Source organism: Ureibacillus sp. MALMAid1270, assembly GCF_049202975.1.
In the GTDB taxonomy this organism is placed as follows: domain Bacteria; phylum Bacillota; class Bacilli; order Bacillales_A; family Planococcaceae; genus Ureibacillus.
In genome coordinates this window covers 1-18,863 of record NZ_JBMIRP010000063.1, presented here as the reverse complement: position 1 = coordinate 18,863, position 18,863 = coordinate 1, and the positions used below count along the sequence as shown (strand labels likewise).

General features: G+C 34.0%; 14 protein-coding genes. 1 reads left to right on the top strand and 13 read right to left on the bottom strand.

Features of this window, described 5'->3' with window-relative positions; genetic code table 11:
- Positions 1-256 precede the first annotated feature (256 nt).
- The 5 genes from ACOQFO_RS08390 to ACOQFO_RS08370 all read right to left on the bottom strand — a co-directional run bounded on the left by ACOQFO_RS08390 (position 257) and on the right by ACOQFO_RS08370 (position 7,388).
- Positions 257-421, bottom strand: coding sequence for a hypothetical protein (locus ACOQFO_RS08390; RefSeq protein ID WP_421689230.1), 165 nt, complete (start codon positions 419-421; stop codon positions 257-259).
- A 418-nt stretch (positions 422-839) separates the two neighbouring features.
- Complete coding sequence (locus ACOQFO_RS08385; protein WP_421689229.1) at positions 840-2,735, bottom strand: TnsD family transposase; 1,896 nt, start codon at positions 2,733-2,735, stop codon at positions 840-842.
- A gap of 6 nt (positions 2,736-2,741) precedes the next feature.
- A complete protein-coding gene (locus ACOQFO_RS08380) occupies positions 2,742-4,394 on the bottom strand; it encodes an ATP-binding protein (RefSeq protein ID WP_421689228.1) in 1,653 nt (550 codons plus the stop codon).
- Positions 4,387-6,546: a Mu transposase C-terminal domain-containing protein gene (locus ACOQFO_RS08375; protein WP_421689227.1), complete on the bottom strand. Its 2,160-nt coding sequence runs from the start codon at positions 6,544-6,546 to the stop codon at positions 4,387-4,389. The genes ACOQFO_RS08380 and ACOQFO_RS08375 overlap by 8 nt, the downstream gene beginning before the upstream one ends.
- Positions 6,537-7,388, bottom strand: a complete 852-nt coding sequence (locus ACOQFO_RS08370) for a TnsA endonuclease C-terminal domain-containing protein (protein WP_421689226.1) — start codon at positions 7,386-7,388, stop codon at positions 6,537-6,539. Before ACOQFO_RS08370 ends, ACOQFO_RS08375 begins: the two co-directional genes overlap by 10 nt.
- Before the next feature lie 604 nt (positions 7,389-7,992).
- Between ACOQFO_RS08370 and ACOQFO_RS08365 the strand changes: the two genes are divergently transcribed.
- The gene (locus tag ACOQFO_RS08365; RefSeq protein WP_220157219.1) at positions 7,993-8,052 is read left to right on the top strand and encodes a hypothetical protein; all 60 of its coding nucleotides are present in this window, start codon (positions 7,993-7,995) and stop codon (positions 8,050-8,052) included.
- Between the two features lie 1,321 nt (positions 8,053-9,373).
- Here the strand turns inward: ACOQFO_RS08365 and ACOQFO_RS08360 are convergent.
- The 8 genes from ACOQFO_RS08360 to ACOQFO_RS08325 form a co-directional block, all read right to left on the bottom strand.
- Positions 9,374-9,835, bottom strand: coding sequence for a putative iron-sulfur cluster-binding metallochaperone (locus tag ACOQFO_RS08360; protein WP_174752321.1), 462 nt, complete (start codon positions 9,833-9,835; stop codon positions 9,374-9,376).
- Positions 9,836-9,991: 156 nt separating this feature from the next.
- A complete protein-coding gene (locus ACOQFO_RS08355) occupies positions 9,992-12,121 on the bottom strand; it encodes a heavy metal translocating P-type ATPase (protein WP_098799334.1) in 2,130 nt (709 codons plus the stop codon).
- Entirely contained in the window at positions 12,114-12,482 is a 369-nt protein-coding gene (locus ACOQFO_RS08350) for an ArsR/SmtB family transcription factor (RefSeq protein WP_066192486.1), read from the bottom strand. Before ACOQFO_RS08350 ends, ACOQFO_RS08355 begins: the two co-directional genes overlap by 8 nt.
- 167 nt (positions 12,483-12,649) lie before the next feature.
- Complete coding sequence (locus tag ACOQFO_RS08345; RefSeq protein WP_174752323.1) at positions 12,650-13,267, bottom strand: CadD family cadmium resistance transporter; 618 nt, start codon at positions 13,265-13,267, stop codon at positions 12,650-12,652.
- A gap of 25 nt (positions 13,268-13,292) precedes the next feature.
- Positions 13,293-13,886, bottom strand: a complete 594-nt coding sequence (locus ACOQFO_RS08340) for a class I SAM-dependent methyltransferase (RefSeq protein WP_174752324.1) — start codon at positions 13,884-13,886, stop codon at positions 13,293-13,295.
- 366 nt (positions 13,887-14,252) lie between these two features.
- Positions 14,253-14,954 (bottom strand): hypothetical protein, encoded by a 702-nt coding sequence (locus tag ACOQFO_RS08335; RefSeq protein WP_421689225.1) that lies wholly within the window; start codon positions 14,952-14,954, stop codon positions 14,253-14,255.
- On the bottom strand, positions 14,951-16,507 hold the full coding sequence (locus tag ACOQFO_RS08330) for a UvrD-helicase domain-containing protein (RefSeq protein WP_421689224.1): 1,557 nt from the start codon (positions 16,505-16,507) through the stop codon (positions 14,951-14,953). Before ACOQFO_RS08330 ends, ACOQFO_RS08335 begins: the two co-directional genes overlap by 4 nt.
- A 5-nt stretch (positions 16,508-16,512) precedes the next feature.
- Positions 16,513-18,360, bottom strand: a complete 1,848-nt coding sequence (locus ACOQFO_RS08325) for an ATP-dependent nuclease (RefSeq protein ID WP_421689223.1) — start codon at positions 18,358-18,360, stop codon at positions 16,513-16,515.
- Positions 18,361-18,863 lie beyond the last annotated feature (503 nt).

The window sequence follows — 18,863 nt, the reverse complement described above, 5'->3', positions numbered from 1 at the left end:
TAATGGTAATAGGTTTCTTTGTCATGGACATTTTTGAAAATACAATGAAAATAATGATTGTGCAGGCCATTCCAATCCAATTTCCAGTAATTTTGGTTCATTTCACCCGGAAAAATTGTTATTTATTCCGAGACTCTATCTTACTGATTACAAGGTATTTCACTCTCCCTGTCACTCTATTATTTGTTTTCCAATTTATATTGACTTACAAAATACTTCCAAATCTAAATTGGAATCCCTTTACTATTTAAACCTATTATTTTTCAAGCACACGGATTTCTTTAACTACTCGGTATTCAATGTCTGCTAAATAATCTAGTTGTTGTTCGGACATGTCAGACCAAAACCTTTCATAAAATGAACGGATGATACTTAATTCTTCTAATAAATCTTCTAATCTTTGTTGTCTAGTATTAATCATTTTCAACACCTCCCTTAACAATGGGAACCAATTTCATTATCAATTTATCCCCCAATATTGTTGTAACATAAATTTAAAAAGGCCAAATCGATATTAAATAAAATTATTGATATATTTTCATATGGCGTTAACTAATTGTGAAAAAAGCCTATTAAAACAGAGTAAATTTTAATCCTATACGATTATATAGAGAGACCTTTAACTTGAATTACAGAGGCAATTTTACCCTCTTTTTTCGGTGATTTTATTATAAATAGACTATTATAATACCAAGACTAGGTAGAGGTGTTTTCTAATGAGGGTAGAATTAAAAAGAGTAAGATAGCAAATTACTGACCATCCTACTCTCCTTCATTTTGTTCTATAATCGTATCACGGTATAAATATAAGCATCAGAATAACTTGATCCATATCAAACTTATATATTCATATCATTTTTCCCAAGAACAAATTTTAGTGTCTCCCCTTGTAGTTCATCCTGAAACTCTTTTCTGATCCCTGCCTTCCTGAAAATTCTCCATAAGGATAAATCATGTCCGTCATCCTGTAACTCCTGTACTGCCCATTGTAGCCTTCTAATTTGAAAATCTTTTATACTCTCAGATTTTCCCTTCAGATACCTTTTTGTCTTTGGCAATTTATCAAGATGTTTTTCCAATAGTGGCCTAATTCCAATTCTACTACCTATTGAACTTACCGTAATACGTATGGGCTTCTCGACAGATAACATATCATTGACTGCAACTGTTACATTATTGAAAATTTCCTCATCCCGATACTCCCAGTCAACCCTATGATTATCATTGACTATTGATTTTAATTTAGGAGAGTTCCGATTCAACCAATCCCTATCATTTCTGTACAGCCATGTAAACACTCTATTGTTAAATTGGCGTAATTCAGTTTTACTGCTGTGCGGATACTGTTTTCTTAGATTAAGCCATTCTCCTCTGTACCCTTCTTTTTTCTCATGAGAATAATCCTGTTTAATGGAGTTTGCACTTATGTCCTCTTCTTCACTTCTATTTATCCAGTATGTTTTTAAACCTAATTTCTTAGCATATTTTTTGACTGTGGCTGGATCTACCTCTAATTGTCTTGCTGTTTCCCTTAAACTTAATCTTTGTTCAGTAAGTTGTTTTAATTTGACTTCCCATACCGGTCCATATTGCTTAATCTTTGTTTTTTTGTATCTGTCTTTATCTTTGTAATCTGGGCCTGTTCTGAGGTAAACAAAGCCACAATCGCACCTAAATATCCCAATGGGATTTTTACTATCTGTGCCATACTTTAATTCCATGTTGGTTACGATATCGCTCATATAATGACTAGCAGCAGGATTCAGACATGGCCAAGGTTTCTCACCAAATGGTTTATATGTGATTTTTTTATTGAAAAGATCGGAAATAGATATTCCAAGGAACTGAATAAGTAATAGGTGTCTTATAGGGTGGCTTGTCCTATTGTTTCTACGGAGCATATCGTTTAACCAATTGCTGTTATAATTATCAATATCCGATTGCATTATCTCCAGTAGTCCACGACCGTAAAATTCCAAAAAAGATCCTATTAACTCTTTCTGTCTTATTCTACCGTTTACATTTGCAAAACCAAGTTCTTTTAACCTACTTTGATACTGCTCTTTAAACCAGTCCAACGACTTACTCTCCATCTTATTACTTAACAGAAGTATTATATCTTCTGTAATATTGATTGCCTTTTCTATGATTTTGTCAGTATAATTAGAATCCAACCGACCTATTTTGCAACTTTCAGGAGCGGCTAGTCTATAATCATGTTTGTTATAACCCCTAACAGGTACTTGGCTATCATACAACGGGGTATTATGCTCTGGACAAACAAGAACTCCCGGTATTTGATGAATTCTATGCCAATACAATTCCCCAAGATTATACATTTCATCATCAGCGCATTTGGGGCAAAATTTAAAATACTCATTTAACTTTACTGAACTTGCCATCAAACCAATCCTATTATAAATACTACCCCCATTATCCCCAATCATAGATTCTTTAACTTGAGCAGCATGTTCAGAAGGCAGAAAAGCAGAGTAGAATGGGTAAAGTGTATGATTTGTAATTAAGTATTCAGGTGTATAATGGTGCCCAACGGGAAGGTTTTCCATAATACGTTTTATATGAGAAGGCAAGTCCATTATTGCTGTAATGCTATCAGTACCGTATATATCCTTTTGTGTCGCTTTGATACTGACGTTTCCACTACGTACGTGGTATCTCGCCAAAACACTGTATAAAAGTTCGTCTTTATACGGGACAGGAAAGAAGGTCATCATTTCCCATCACCCTGTCTGACCAAAATCGTTTTCATGACTTTTAATAAAGCCACCATTACTAAGAATTTCATACGCTGTCTTGTTCTCTTTTCGTCCCTCAATAACTAAATTCCTTATATCATTCACTACCGAAGATTCTTCCTTCTTTGACCTTTTCTTTCGTTTATATGCAGCAGATATTCCCTGAATGGCTCTCACAACCAATTCGTTTATATCCAAATTCCCCTCTTTTTCAGTAATTTCCTCTACAACCTTTTGAACCTCGTTTGGTTCAAAATCCAATTCTATTAGTTTCAAAATTGCCTTTTCTTTAATGGATATACTCATTTCTTGTTCTTTTTTCTTTTGCGTTCTTTTTATTGCCTCCATCTTCATTTGCAAATCAATAGAAGCCCTTTCTCTATCCAAAAATCCTAAAAAATCTACATCCACTGTACTGATATCCTCAAACTTTGCAATCTTACTAATGTTGCCCGACTTCAAAGCCTGAATCATTGGTTTAACAAGTTGTAAATGCTTATTAGCCACTTGACTAATGATTTCTGGTGTTATTTCTTCCCTACCTGTCATAATGGCCTCAATTTGACCCATGGCATAAAGTTTTACCGCGATATCAATAATACCTTGGCTTTCCTCATACAAGGTATTTTTAAAATCATCTGTTAAAGGTATCTGCTTCTTGGTCCATTGATAACCCCAAAGCGCATTAATCAATAACTCCCAATTTTGGTTGTTTTTTAATCTATCCCAAATCATATCTCCTTGACCACTTCCCCGCCTTGCCTGTCTAAATTCACTTTGCAAAATAGACAATCCAGCGGGAGTTCCTACTAAAATAACTGGAACACCAATTGTATTAACTAGTGTTACAAAAAAGTTCAGCATCTTTTGATCCCCACCACTTTTTGCTTTACTTAAATGCTGAATCTCGTCTATAACTAAAACACCCAGCCCTGTGTTTCTCGCTATTTGAGACATAATCACCAACATATCATTTATCGTTTTTCTACCTAGCCCAAATTTTTTGTGATATTCTGTTCCCAATAAATCGTCGACCTTTCGAAAAAATTCCAAGGCTAGTCCTCTCAAGGAAGAATCAAAAGGACAATCGAGTTTAAGCCATGCAAGTTGATACATACTGAAATTTATTCCGTTATAGTCTTTGTGAACAATAACTTGAGGATATAAGGACAAAATTCTATTTATAGCAGTTGTTTTTCCCATGCCACTTACACCGATTATTGTAAAACCTGCTGCAGTTGTTCTAAAAACACTATTATTGCTTAATTCACTCTGCAATCCTTTGATATTTCGATGTCCTTCCTGCAAGCCCTGTGCATACCCGGCTCGAAAAGGATTTCTTGCCAAATATCCCTGTCGAATTACCCTAGAGATTCTACTTTCCAAATCCAAGTGTATCCATAACGGCTGAAAACATTGGAATAATCTTTGAACCAAATGAATGCGATAATGTTTATCTAGCATTCTTTCTTTTGGGTTGTATTCAGCATATATAGCCATTTTTTCAATGGCTTCCTCTGTAGAGAGTATAGAAGGAAGTGCTTCAATGAAAGGATTCCCACTATATTCCTTGATAACCTGTTCCCCGTATTCAGCAACAACAGCATCACTGCCATTTGGAATAATAATTTTATTCATCTTTCTTTTTTAAAGCCTCCTTCTGCTTTCTCAACAACAAATCAAACCCTGAATCTCCCATAAATTCATCACTTTCTGATTGATTAAAAGGAACAATCTTAGAGTTTTCTATATTAACTTTATTTAATTCAAAAGTCTCTTCATCACGTTGTATCATTTTTTCAACTGCACGGTTTGCTCGAATGCTCCCTATTCTGCCCCTTTTACTAATTACATCCGTTTGTTTTTGAGATGTTTCCAATTTAGCCTGTTTTACAATCTCTTCAATTTCAGTGTTTAAATCAACTTTTGACTGTATTACTTTCTCTTTGTTCTGCTTTTCTTTCAGTTTTTCGTATTCTAGCAAGTAATTAATTTCTTCAACTACCTTGCCCTTATATCGTTGCTGATGTTCCAATAAAAAGCATTTATCAAAACTCAAACCATTTTCATCCCGTAAATATAAATAATCCATATTTCTTGGATCATAACTTATTTCAATTTTCCAAGTGCCCCGGTTCCGTGCCTTTTCAAACCATCTTTCCTTTAAAGACTGTTTTGAACCATAGAGTAATCCTTTATACGCAATCCCCTTTGCAGTTACGGTAGCCTTGCCCGTTGGCATGAGATTGAGTTTTACAACATCCTCTGAAACATGACGTAACTTTCCAGATTTGTTGTTTATCCCCCATTTCCAGAGTTGTATTGGAATAGACTCTATTCCGTCCTCCACCATCATTTCTTCACGCTGATAGTTTGTAAGATAATGTTGATTATTATGATATAAAACACATTTGATAATCACTTGAGTAAACTGGTAAATATCCAACTGTGCCTCCAAACGGTAATCACGATCACCACGTTCTTTAACAGGCTTTACAGCACCCGGTAGAAAAGCCTTCGTTCTTGTATTGGTCACTCGAAAATGTTGTTCAATTATTCCCTTTAAGTCAGCCCTGTAAGAAGGTGTATTTAAAATTTTTATTCCGAAGTTATTAATTAGGGGCTCAACTTTACTTCCCTCTAATTCTCCTCGGTCAGCCAATATAGATTCTGGAAGATGTGCGACTGGCCACTCATGTTTTTCAATCTCAATTCCGAAGTCCCGACAAAAACTTACTTTATCAGAAGCAGCATTAGCCAAAGCCATCATTGCACCCGCCCATGATGGACCTTCCAATCCAATATATAGACCAACGATCATTCTGCTATAAACATCCATTACAGAATAAATTATAGGTCGTCCAATTATCCAATCCCGGTTAAATCTTGATAACAAGTACAAGTCGCCAACTGTTGCGTCAATCTGATAAACTGCACCGGGGCCTAATGCTTCTGTTGTAGATTCCCCAATAATTGCTCTATGATTTTGTTCATAATTTTTTCGACCTTTTCTCTGGCCGATTTCTTTTTTGATGTCTCTTTCCTTTTCAAACCAATACCTAAACTGATTTAGTGATGGTAACTCTCCATAGGATTTTATTACTGGTATTTCAACATTTCCTTTCACTTTACTATCCATACTAAAATACTCTTTTAACATTAGTTCGTAGGTAAGAGTTAGTGATTTTTCGGCAGCGGAGTAATAATGCTTGTTTATAGCAGACCTAAATATTTTTTTGATATTTTCATCAATATTTATTCCTTCGCCTGTTACCTGTCCATGCTTTCTAGGCCTTCCTCTTTTTACCTCATTAGCCTTCTTTTCCTTACCTTTACCTCCACACAGATAATAGTCAGGTAAAAGGGCATTTTTTGTTTTACCGCGTTGCCAATACTTCTTTAAATAGCGGATAATAGTACTTTCATGAATATTGTGGGCTTCACTCTTTTTTAGAATTAATTTTCTTCTTTCTGCAGAGTGGTAGACAAATGGCTCTAACTTCACAATATCCTTTATAATTTCCCAAGTACTGTCACGTAAGGACAGATGTTTTTCAGGAATATCATTTTCATTTATCAACCGACTGAATGGGTCCTTTTCAACAAGAATTATGATACCCTTGTTAAGCCCCTCTTCCACTTCTGAAATATTCCTTTCATAGGGCAAAGAGGTGGTATGAATATTAAAAAAATACCCATAATCATGTTCTTTATTAAGCCATAATACCCTTTCTACTACTTTCTCGTTTTCTGAATCAGTAAAGGAAATAAGATTATTAACTACAAGCATTTTCTTTTTACCTCCTCATTCGTAACTCGTGACTTTACTTCTATTGTTGGATTGGATAGATTTACGTCAATTTGGTTAGTCATATCTATCCCAATCTGTTTGGAAGCAATTAAAAACTTAAACACAAACAACGCTGTTCCTGAATCGTAATTAAATTCCTTGTCAAAGTCAGCGGTAATCTTTCTAATTGAATGCTTGGCATCTACTAATCTTTCTATTAAAGAGTTGCCTAAATAAATCAGTTCATCCTGTGTAAAACCTCTTTCAGCATATGAATATAAGCAGGAATGGACCCATTCAATATTTTTTGCAAGCACATTAGAAATTTCTTTTTGAGTAACAACTCCCCAGTCTATTCCTTTTTCCGTCCAATATCGGCGTTCAATCTCTAATCTTTCCAATGTCTTTTTCTTCTCAAGTTCCGAAGCCATTTTTATGCTTCTGGCTAATTGCAAATTAACTCCATCTGCTCTGTTTATCGTTATTAGGAAATTAGTGCTTAGGGTATATGGATATCCACTATCTTTATCTGTAAATAGTTTGAAATTCAAATCTGATTTATGTTGAATAGCATCTTCAAGGTCTAACAGGGGATAATGTTCTCGAATGTCAACAACTGTATCTTCCCACTCCAGCATATAAAAGTAGCGAGCCTGCAAATCTGAAAATAAATGATGTACTCTACCACTCTTCCACCCTAGTATTCGTGATACTCTCCCCATAGAAGGAAAATCCTGAATAGTCAACCATGGTTTATATTCCTTACCTGCTCCCTGTCCCCGTCCTTCTTTAACAAACCGATTATATTTATTCTCATTCCAAGATTGATTACGTTTAGTCATTTTTCACTTCCTCTACTACGATAAGGTGAATTTTAGTAACTCGATTCTAACGGGCCGGTTAGACACATTCAATATCCCTCAGCAATCTTTTTTATGATTTTAAGGGAACATTATTATCATTCTTCTACCACCTAAGATATTTACTGCAAATAACTTTTTGTAACTATGTTAAATTAGAATAAAGTTTGCAGAAGCGAGAAATCACGTTCACCCCTTGCCACATCTGACTTCAAAGGCATTACCCAACTTTTTTAATGAGAATAAAGTTTGCTCAAAGATTTGCCGGTTTTCTGCCGAAAATGAACTCGAAAAATAAAAATGATAAGAATAAAGTTTGCTTAGACATAGTGGGGAGATCACCATATTAGAGGAGTGACCAAAACCCAATTAGGGCACCTAACGGTGCCCCCTGTACCATAACCGATTCTTGCCTTCTAATGAGGTGCCTATGCAATTGTATTTTTTATATTTGTTGGAATTGCCGAAATTGATGGAGTGGAATCTAATTTGGCTATTGTTGAAGAAAAGTAAGCCATTTATTGAGGTGTTTTCGGAGGAGTCCTTCCGTATATGAGGATGGGGTACACCTGATTTATACGTTTGGATAGGTGCTAGTATCTGTTTAGTGGGTGTTTCAGTAATGATATTCGCATCTCGCCAATAAATATGGTATCGAAGATACCTTTCATCCATCTACTTCATACCTAGCACTTACGGTTTCTCATATACCACCGTCAATCCCATACTTTCCACGTTACCCATACATAATTATTTATTTTTATTTTTAATTATTTCTTTATGGGCGAGTGCTTATGTTTGAAGCACGGTATACCTTCATGGAAGTGAACTTCCCTTGGAAGATGAAGCACTCTACTAAACCTTACGGTTTTGCCTTACCACCACCATCCCCATACTTACCTCGTGGCCTATACCTAATTATTTATATATATTTATTTTTAAGGGCGAGGACCTTGTTTGGGGCTTGTTACACGTTGCTGGACGTGGGCTTCCCTTGAAAGATGGAGCACTCTACTATACCTTGCGGTTTCCCCTGTACCACCGCCATTCCCCATACTTACCAAATTGACCTATGCCTAATTATTTATATATTTATTTGTTTTTTTATGGGCGAGAACCTTGCTTGTGGCGTGTTGCACGTTGCTGGACGTGGGCTTTCCTTAATTGGTTTGGTTCTATTACTACTCATTCAAAGTGATACACGAACACCCCTTGTGATGTCTTTATTCTTAGATATTATCTAACCCGAAAGGGATACCTTAACCCCCACGAAAAACCTTTGCTAGCCTATAAAAAACATAAAAAAACCCCGTGAATATACCCATACTATGGATACACCCACGAGACTTCTTGCAAACTTTTTTCTTCTTATGCAGACTTTTTTCTCATTCTGCAAACTTTATTCTGATTCAACATATTTATATGTGTACAATTTGTAGAAAAAGAAACGACAGAAATAATATAGACTATCACTAATTGAGTAAGCATTTCTATTGAAACCAATATAAAAAAGAAAGGAGCGCTTTGGTATGTATTTGGGAATTAAAAAATGCTATAAATGGCATTATCTTTTATGAATGTAAAAAGAGCCAAAATACGAAAGTAATGTATTTAGGCTCTTTATGAAGTAACGCACCATTATATGTAGTATGGTATTTGACCTAATTCAACGTAAATGAAGATATAAAAACAGCCTATTTACTAACTATTTTTACTTATTATATTTAGTAAATAATAGTTTTCAACGTAAACAACGATAGGGCTTTACTTGGAGGGGTGGGTATGATAGGCTGGTTTGCCTACTGAAACACGTGCTTCAGCCTTTCAAGACAAATCATACCCACAGAGTCTCCAAGTTAAGTCCTTAAACGCTTTTCTATGGTTACATGTAAACAGTATAAAGGGTGCACCATATCAGTGCTTTGAAAAGGATACTATATATAAGGGACGTTAGTTGAAGATTCAAATTAACTTTTAATACTTTTTATATACTTTGTAACATTACCCAAACAGCAACTTCCTTGTGGATTGTTTACCTCACAACCACATCGGTTTTCCTTTATGTTTTCTCGAATATGTTCAATTGGATTAGGAGAAAGTTCTTGTTTTACATATTTCTTAATTTTCTCTTTTGTCCAGTCAAAGCAATAGCAAATAGGTGTTATTACATAGTCATCTTTTTGATGTACTGCTACCTTTATGTCAGATGTAAGATATTTCTTATTATCAGCATCAAAATAAACTACATCACACTCTTTACTTAAACAGAAATAGTGATTTACATTCGCATTTAAAGTTTCTAATGCAGTCGGTTTAAGTAATGATTTTAGTGTAATCAACTTTACGTTTTTTGCTTTATTATTACAAGATGGGCAAGCACCATTATTTTCCGTTACCACTTCATTAACCTTACTACTACAACGATCCATCGTTCTCCCACCTTTATTTAAACCGCCCTATAGTAATAACTTCAACAAAAAGAGCGTAAATCATTGTCGGATCAACGCACCCTTTAGTTTAATAAGAATTACACTAGGCAAAAAGGCAAGGGAACAAAAATTTTCCCTTGCTATGAAACCTTATTTTTATTCTTTAACCTTTAGTAATCTTAAACTGTTTAATGTAACAAGCAATGTTGCGCCCATATCGGCAAATATAGCAATCCATAGGGTCAACCATCCGGGCATAACTAATAGTAATGCCACTAATTTAATGGCTAAAGAGAAGGTAATGTTTTGCTTGATAATGGTTAATGCCTTACGGCTTAATTTAATGGTATATGGCAACTTGCTTAAATCATCAGACATTAATGCAATATCGGCTGTTTCTAGTGCTGTATCAGTTCCAGCACCACCCATCGCTACACCGACCGTTGAAGCCGCAAGTGCTGGTGCATCATTTACACCATCTCCTACCATTGCCACACTTTGATGCTTTCCACGAAGTTCTTTAATAAAGTTTAATTTATCTTCTGGAAGTAAATCGGCTTTAATATCTGAAACTCCAACCTGTTTCCCAATGGCTTCTGCTGTTCGTTTATTGTCACCAGTCAGCATTACTGTTTCAATTCCCATATGATTCAATTTGTTGATGACTTCTTTTGATGTTTCTCTCATTTCATCTGCTACGGCAATTAGCGAAAGGATTTCTTTATCCGTTCCCAAAACCATCACCGTTTTTCCTTCTATTTGCATACGAGTAATTTTCTCTTGAATGGTACTTTCAATTGTTTGATGCAATTCTTCAAACAAATTTGGACTTCCGACATAATACATTTCATTATTTACTCTTGCTTTTACACCTTTACCCGTAATTGATTGAAAGTCTTCTACCGACATTCCATTAAAGTTCAAGCCGTTTTCTTCTGCTTTTCTTATAATGGCTGAAGCAAGTGGATGTTGTGATCCTTTTTCAATGGCTGCTGTAACTGCAAGCAATTCGTTTTTATCGTCACCATATGTCACGATGTCTGTTACAGTAGGAATTCCTTTTGTTAATGTTCCTGTTTTATCAAAAGCAATGGCTTTAAGGGCTCCTGCTTCTTCTAAATGAATACCACCTTTAATTAAAACACCATTTTTCGCTGCATTTCCAATAGCAGTAACAATCGATACCGGCGTGGAAACAACTAAAGCACACGGACAACCAACAACTAAAACTGCCAACCCTTGATAAATCCATTCACTCCAATCCCCACCAAATAATGGAGGTATAACAGCGATTAAAAGGGCCAAAATCATAATAGATGGTGTATAGTATTTCGCAAATTTATCGACAAATGCTTGAGAAGGTGCTCGTTCTGCTTGTGCTTCTTCTACAAGATGAATAATTTTTGAAAGAGTAGTATCTTCCACTCGTTTGGTTACTTTAACTTCGAGCAATCCTTCTTCATTTAATGTTCCCGCAAACACTTCATCATCAATTGTTTTTGTTACCGGAACACTTTCCCCAGTAATTGCAGCCTGATTTAATGTTGAAGTTCCTTTGATAACTACTCCATCCATTGCTAACTTTTGACCCGGTTTTACAATCATAATGTCTCCAACTTGAACATCATCAACGTGGATTATCATTTCTTCATTCCCACGACGGACTAATGCTTCTTTTGGAGCAATATCCATCAATGATTCAATGGATTGACGAGCCTTATCCATTGAATAGCGCTCTAATGCTTCACTAATCGCAAATAGGATAACAACAGTTGCACCTTCACCCCATTCACCAATGATTGCAGCACCTATAATGGCAATCGTCATTAGTGTATTCATATCAAATTGTAATCTGCTTAAATTTTTTAGACCTTTAATAAACAGCGAATATCCACCAATTAACATGGATGCTGCATAACCAATAGTTGGAAGAATATGCTCTTCCCCGTATTGCGCCCCTAAAAACCAACTAATCAACAGTAATATCGCTGAAATATAGACCTTAATATTTTCTTTTTGCTTCCAGAATGGTTCACGTTCTACTCTCTGTTCTTTTTCATCCCGAATCTTTAAATTTTCAAATGCTCCTGCTTTTTCTAGTTCTTCAATCGTTGCAGTACCTTTCACATACACTTTAGATGCTCCAAAATTTACTTTCGCATCATCAACACCGGGCAATTCTTTTACATTATTTTCAAAAATGGCTGCACAATTTACACAAGTAAATCCTTGAACACGATATGCTTTCATTTCTTCTTCAGTTAAATTGGGTTGTTGATTAGACATTGACTTTCACCTCTTTCTTATGTGCTAACGCAATAGTGATTAATTGCTTGATGTGGTCATCATCTAGTGAGTAAAACGCTAATTTGCCTTCTTTTCGGTATTTTACAATCCCTTGTTTATGAAGAGTTCGTAGGTGATGAGATGCTGTTGCAACGGTAGAACCTATAATATTGGCGACATCACACACACATAGTTCGTCATCTTGACATAAAGCAAAGGATATTTTTGCTCTGTTTTCATCTGCAAGTGCTTTAAATAATAAGGCAACACTAGACATATCCTCTTTTTCTAATTCGCCTTGTATTCGATTAACTTTTTCTTCGTCATAACAATAAATTTCACAAGTATCCTTCTTACCCATTAGTTTCACTCCCTTTTCATTCAAATATTCATTTGAATATATTATAACCCTTTTTTATCGTTATTCAAACATTTATTTGAATGAAATAAAAACAAAAATGCTTGGATAAAAAATCCAAGCACTTTTTCTTAACTGCTTTCGTCTGATTCAACCCAATTACCTGTTTGTTAAAATAGGAATGAGAACAAGGCATTGAATGTCCCATTTTCATACATAATATAAATTCCTAATCCTATAAAGACAATTGGAACAATCCAACGTTCATACTTTTCTATTTTTTCCGATACGAATTCCAAGTGTGCTAAACGATAGCCCACGTAGAGTAAAACCCCAATCATTATTAAAAAGACAATAATAGAGACAATGATTTCAGTCCCATTTAATGTTGTGAAATACGGTATATAAATGGAAAAGTCATCCACACTGGAAGACAATACAATAAAAGTGACCGTTAGAAATAATTGATTAAACCTACCTGATGAAAATAAGGACAAAATGTTGCTTTCATCTTCATCTTGTTCTCCTTTAATCCATATTTTTATTCCTAAGTAAATTGGTAAAAGTCCAAGAAGTCCTATAACCCATTGTTGAGGGATCAAGTTGGCAACACCTAGAGAAACTAAAAGACTTGCTCCTATAACAATTATCGTTCCAACATACTTTCCTATCCAAATATGTCTTTCCTGTCCTTTTTTTATTTGCGAAAACAATAGAATTAAAATAACAAGATAATCAATCCCTGTCGCTACATAAATAGTTGCGGCTGTAAGTATCGTTGTTACCATTTATTTACCTCCAAAATTTTAATTTTTAATTTTTTAAACAAAGGAAAGACCCGACTCCCTTTGAAATAATTCTTTTTTGTTCTAAAATATCGAACCCTGTTTCCTCAAGATGATCTGTAAATTCATCCCAAGTAAAGTAGGCTTCTGGCGGATGATCTAATTTAAAATAAGTGGCAAAAAAATGAGAAGCATCTTTATTCAAATCTTCGACTAAAAGTACCCCTCCAGACTTTAACACTCGATAAAGTTCTGTAATAGCATCCTTCCATTGAGGAATATGATGCAGAATTCCGAAAACAAGAACAGCATCAAACTTATCGGAGTCTAAATGTGTTTCTAACACGCTGCCAACAAAGAAATTTAATTCAGGATATGCTTGTTTTGCCTTTTCAATTTGTGATGGCATAATATCGAACCCTATCAATTCAGCAGGACTAAATTCTTGAATTAACTTTGTACTATATCCTGATCCACACCCAGCATCTAATACTACTTTTCCCTCCAAAGAAAGATTATTCTTATCTAAAAACTCTTTAAAGGTTTTAAACTCAATGTTCTTTTGAAGCCATTTCCTCATTGGATTATTCATCAAATAAAATTCGATTTTATTTAATTCCATAACAATCACTCCTTTATTCAAACATTCATTTGAATGTATTATATCAAATTCATTTTATTATTCAAATATGCATTTGAATAAAATTACAAAATTTATATAAAAAAAGAATTGGAAAAGTCCCAATTCTAATACAAACTTTGTTAAATTATCCTGCCGGTTAATACAAAAAACACTGCCTTACAATTATGTATAAATACAAGCGTTTATACGTTAATGTATTGAGAAATGATTCAAAATAATTTATAATCATACTGCCAAAACCTACATCATTTAAATGCCAGAAACACTTTGGTATTCAATTTCCATTTAAATGCTTTGATTTCGGATATTTCCCCACCGAAAGTAACGTTACAATCCTACTACAACTTATTTTGAAACTACTTGTTCCAAATACTTATTCATTTCAATAAGAGTACCTGTTTCCTTATTTACAGTAAGAACCTTTCCATCAATGCTATATTCTTCACCAATGCGCAAGTCCGGATCTTCTTGTTTTAGTAACTCCAAGCATTTATATGTAGAGATAAGTTGACCTTTACAGAATTCAATAAAATTCTGGTTGGACATTCCATTAACAGAATAAATTTTAGAATGTTCAACTCCCGTATAATATCCAGTCAATTCCTGCATAAGGGAATTAGAAAAATATTGTGCGCATTGCGCATTAATTTCTTTCCAAGTATCTATTCTTGTATGAACTACTATATGCCCCCTTGAAGTCTTGTCAATCGAAACCCCACCACTAATAAAATAATGTCTTAGTTTTTCCTTTAAATTTATGTTCTCTCCATTTTGCAGATAGTACTGTGAAAAAACATATATAAATGAATTCATGTATATTTCACTATTAACTAAGTAAATAAGGTTCTTTTTTACAGTCTCTTCCTTGTATTTTCTATCTTTATATTCATTATAAGAATGCTCGATTGTTTTATTTGATGCCTTAGAGAGACTTGCCGTTAAATAGACATATACCCCAGTAATCGAGACCAATAAAATATTTATCAATACTGTTAATGCTCCATTATTTTCATTTAGAAAATTTATACCTTCTTGTATAAGGCTCATATTGGTTGCTTCTCCTTTTCCCCAATTGCTGGAACCATATCTACATTTAAGAGGGTTAAGTTCTTTTTTAATTCATCATCAATTTCTTCTAAACAAGCAATACATAAAAATTCTTTTGCTCTACTAAATGCTACATATCCAACTCTACAAGTATCTTGCTTGTCCTCAAACCTTAATTGCTTGTCCACTTCTATCCATTTTTTCAACTCATTTTTACTCTTTGCAATTACTAGAACAGCATCAGCCAGTAATCCCTTCGATTTGTGAATGGTAAGATGAAAATCTTTAATTTCTTTAATACTACTAAAGTACTGCAGTTCAAGATTTATCTTGTTAATAAATCCTTCTGCAATATGGTCTGGATTATGTTGTACTTTTTTATGAACAGACTTATACGGATCGCATTTGAAGTTTGTTTTTATCAACGAGATTATCTCACTGCTATTTATGAATGGATTTGATTTAATGCTTTCTACTAATTTGAAACAGAGTTGTCTATACGTTAGATCATCTATTTCCAAGTCCTCCATAATACTTGTCCTGCTTCTATTTAAAATTTCACAGATGAATGTTGAACATTCTTTTAATAACTGTATTGAATTAGAATCGCTATCATCTTTTTGAACCAATCCATATTCATTTTCAACTGTCTTAAATGTGCTGCGTCTGTAACCCAAAAAGAATCTTGTTAATGGGTTGTTTTCACATACGGTTCTATCATTGCATAGAGAATTAAATGAATTAATAATCTCCCGTAAATCATAAGTGTCGGCAATGAAAGTCACTTTATTATTTGTATTATTCTCTTTATTTGTTTTTTGTTGAATGATTGAGGTATGGAAGTTATTGATAAAATTAATAATGGTTGAACTTGACCTATTATTACTATCTAGATATTCCTTATTAATAGTTCCACTGTTAATGGCCTTATATATTGGCCGCTTATCTAAAGTCTGGATCTGATTACCTTGATTTTGAAAAGTCATGATACTTTGCTCTGGATCGCCTACAAAATACATTTCCGTTGCGGATGCTTTTCTTATTTCTTCAAAAATATTAAACTGTCCTGAGTTTGCATCTTGAAATTCATCCACAAATAAAAATTGTAGCCTTTGAGAAACAAGTTCTCTAATCTTTTTGTTTTCTTTTAATAAATTACTAGATAATGACACAATTTTTTCATAGGGTACTACTCCCTTTTTCACGATATTATTCTTAATAATGTTCTCTTCTTTCCTGTCATTGGCCTTTATACTTACATCTTTATAAACAACTTGCTCTGGTAAAACACCTTGAACAACCCCAAATGGTTTAAGTATAAAACGCACTAAAAAACTATGAATAGTTCCAATAAAGACATTTGGTGGAATAACCGTTTTCTCCATCAAGCGTTCCTTAATTTCATTAGTTGCAGAGTTTGTGTACGTAATTACAGCAAGAAATCTATGATGTTCGAGCAATGGCAGTCTATTGATTACTTTTTCAATAATATAATGAGTTTTCCCCGCACCCGGTCCAGCAATGACTAGTGTGGGTTTTAATTTTTCAGCCATAAACTTTACCCCTTTATAAACTCGAATGCGTTTTTAATATACGTTGGGATTTTGAATTCCACATTTTCTTTCTTTAATTCGTCACAAAGATTAAAGGCAAATTCAGATTTATAATTCTCTACTAATTCAAAAAATGAATTTGTATCAATTTCCTTGTCCCCAATTTCTGCAATGTATTTTGGTCCGTTTATAGGTCTAGTTGCTTTCAGTGCATTTAATAATAATTCTTTACCTTTACCACTTTTGTTAGCACTTATTAATTCCTTTTCAAATGTCTCTTTGTTCACTTCAACTTTTATAGGGCTATTTGTAGTTTCATATTCCTTTTTTAGATTATCCGCACGATTTTCCGTCTTCTTTCCAACATCTCCATCTGTAAGCACTACACATTTAATAAAATAACCATTTTTTACAATCTCTAAGAAGTGCTTAAAAGCAACTCCGTTTACATTAACTATGTTGCAGCCTATACTTTCTATTGATTTTTGAGAAAATAATTGGTAAAGCACAGGTACAATAATTTCTTCTGCAATTCCTTCTACCAAAATGATCTTTCGTGCATAGAACATACTAGACTTTGTAGCATCTAAGTACTTCTCAAGATAATGCCGGTGAACTTTCCCCTTTTTATCATTCCCAAACCCATCAAGTAAAAAATGTTCTTTTACTTTACCACTTTCATTAAATAAAACTACCATATTGTCCATGTTTAAAGCACTTGTTATATGGGTAGAATGCGAAGTTAATATAATCTGCAAATCTTCTCTTTTTTCATTTATTGATTGTATATTGCTAGCAAGATGCCTTTGTAAATGCGGGTGCAAATGTGCTTCAGGCTCTTCGATACCTACAATTCGGAAGCATGTCTCAATATTATCATCTGGTGCCAAGCGGGAAAGGATTAAGGAAATATATAAAAGGTTATTTCTTCCCAATCCATTTCTATCAATGCTGATTGGCTCTTGACCATAGATTAGGCTTAACTTTTTTAGAATTTCTCCTGTTTCTAATGTTGAAAAGTGAAAATCAACATTATTACCGCCTGTTGTTTCTTGCAATGATATCTTTTCTAATTGCTCTATCAGGGTCTTTCTTATATTTTTCAGTTGTTCGTTATCTTTAATTTTTTCATCAAGATTGCTCAGAACTCCCTTTATGTCTTCATAGGCTGTTTCGTCATTTTGATTTAGAACCCTAAATAACAATTTGTAATCACCGTTAGCAATTAACTCCCTTTTTGCATCACGAAGAGCATCCAGTAGTTCTAGTTTCAACATTCCAAGGAAATAAGGATCAACACGATTAGTACTATCATTTCCACCATAAATGAGATATTGATATTTTTTTATTGGAAATTCTATAAAATTTAAAAGTTTCTCTTCTTGCCACTCTTTATTCTCTTCTTTTAACTTTTGTATATATTCTCTTTGTTGTTCAACCCACTCTTTACAATTAAAGCCGTTAGAAGGTTTAAACAAATACGTCAGTTTTGCCTTATTCATAGAGTTGTCAGAAAACCAATCACCAACAACTGATAATTGTTTAGTATCCATCTCCTCAAATGTGAGTTGAACTTCTACTTCTGGAAATTTAACATTTTCGGGAGTAATCGTTGTATCTAATACATCCTCCTTGAATTTGATTCTAGATTTATAGTTTATATCATCCAACTGCAACATTCGTTTTCTTAACATTGTAATATCCTGACTTAAAATGAGACCTATTGATTCTAGTAAATTAGTTTTACCAATGTTGTTTTCACCAATTATAGTCGTAAACTTTTTTAACTTAGTCGCAAAGGGTTCGTTCCCAAAATTCCGATAATTTTTGATTGAGATATGAGAAATATACACTTCAACAATCCTCCAATAGTCTTAAATATCCACCATTTAACATTAGCATAAATAAGTAGACAACCTCTATAAAATAATAGTAGAAAGAAGTCTGTAGTATAAATAACAAGCAAAAACACCCAAATCTTTAAAATCACAGTGTTAAATATAAAACCACCTATGCCCAGTCGCCCCTTTTAATGCATGTGCTGTTTCTAAACAACAAAAAAGGCAAGGAGTTTATCCCTACCTCTTTTCTATTCAAATACCACATACTTCCTTAACACTTTCATAGCACGGTCTGCGTCTTCGTCAGTTCTAATATTTATACCAGATAGTTCATTTGTAATTTTCCTTATGATATCACTTACCCTCCTATCAACTAAATAGACTCTCGGCATTCGCCGAGCTTTGTGGTTCAAGGATTTTACTCAAACCAATTTATTTCATCCCTCCTATTTTAGGTGGGATTTTTTAATGTTCATTTTTTTAAAACTGGAAATTAATTATCAAAATATTTCCTC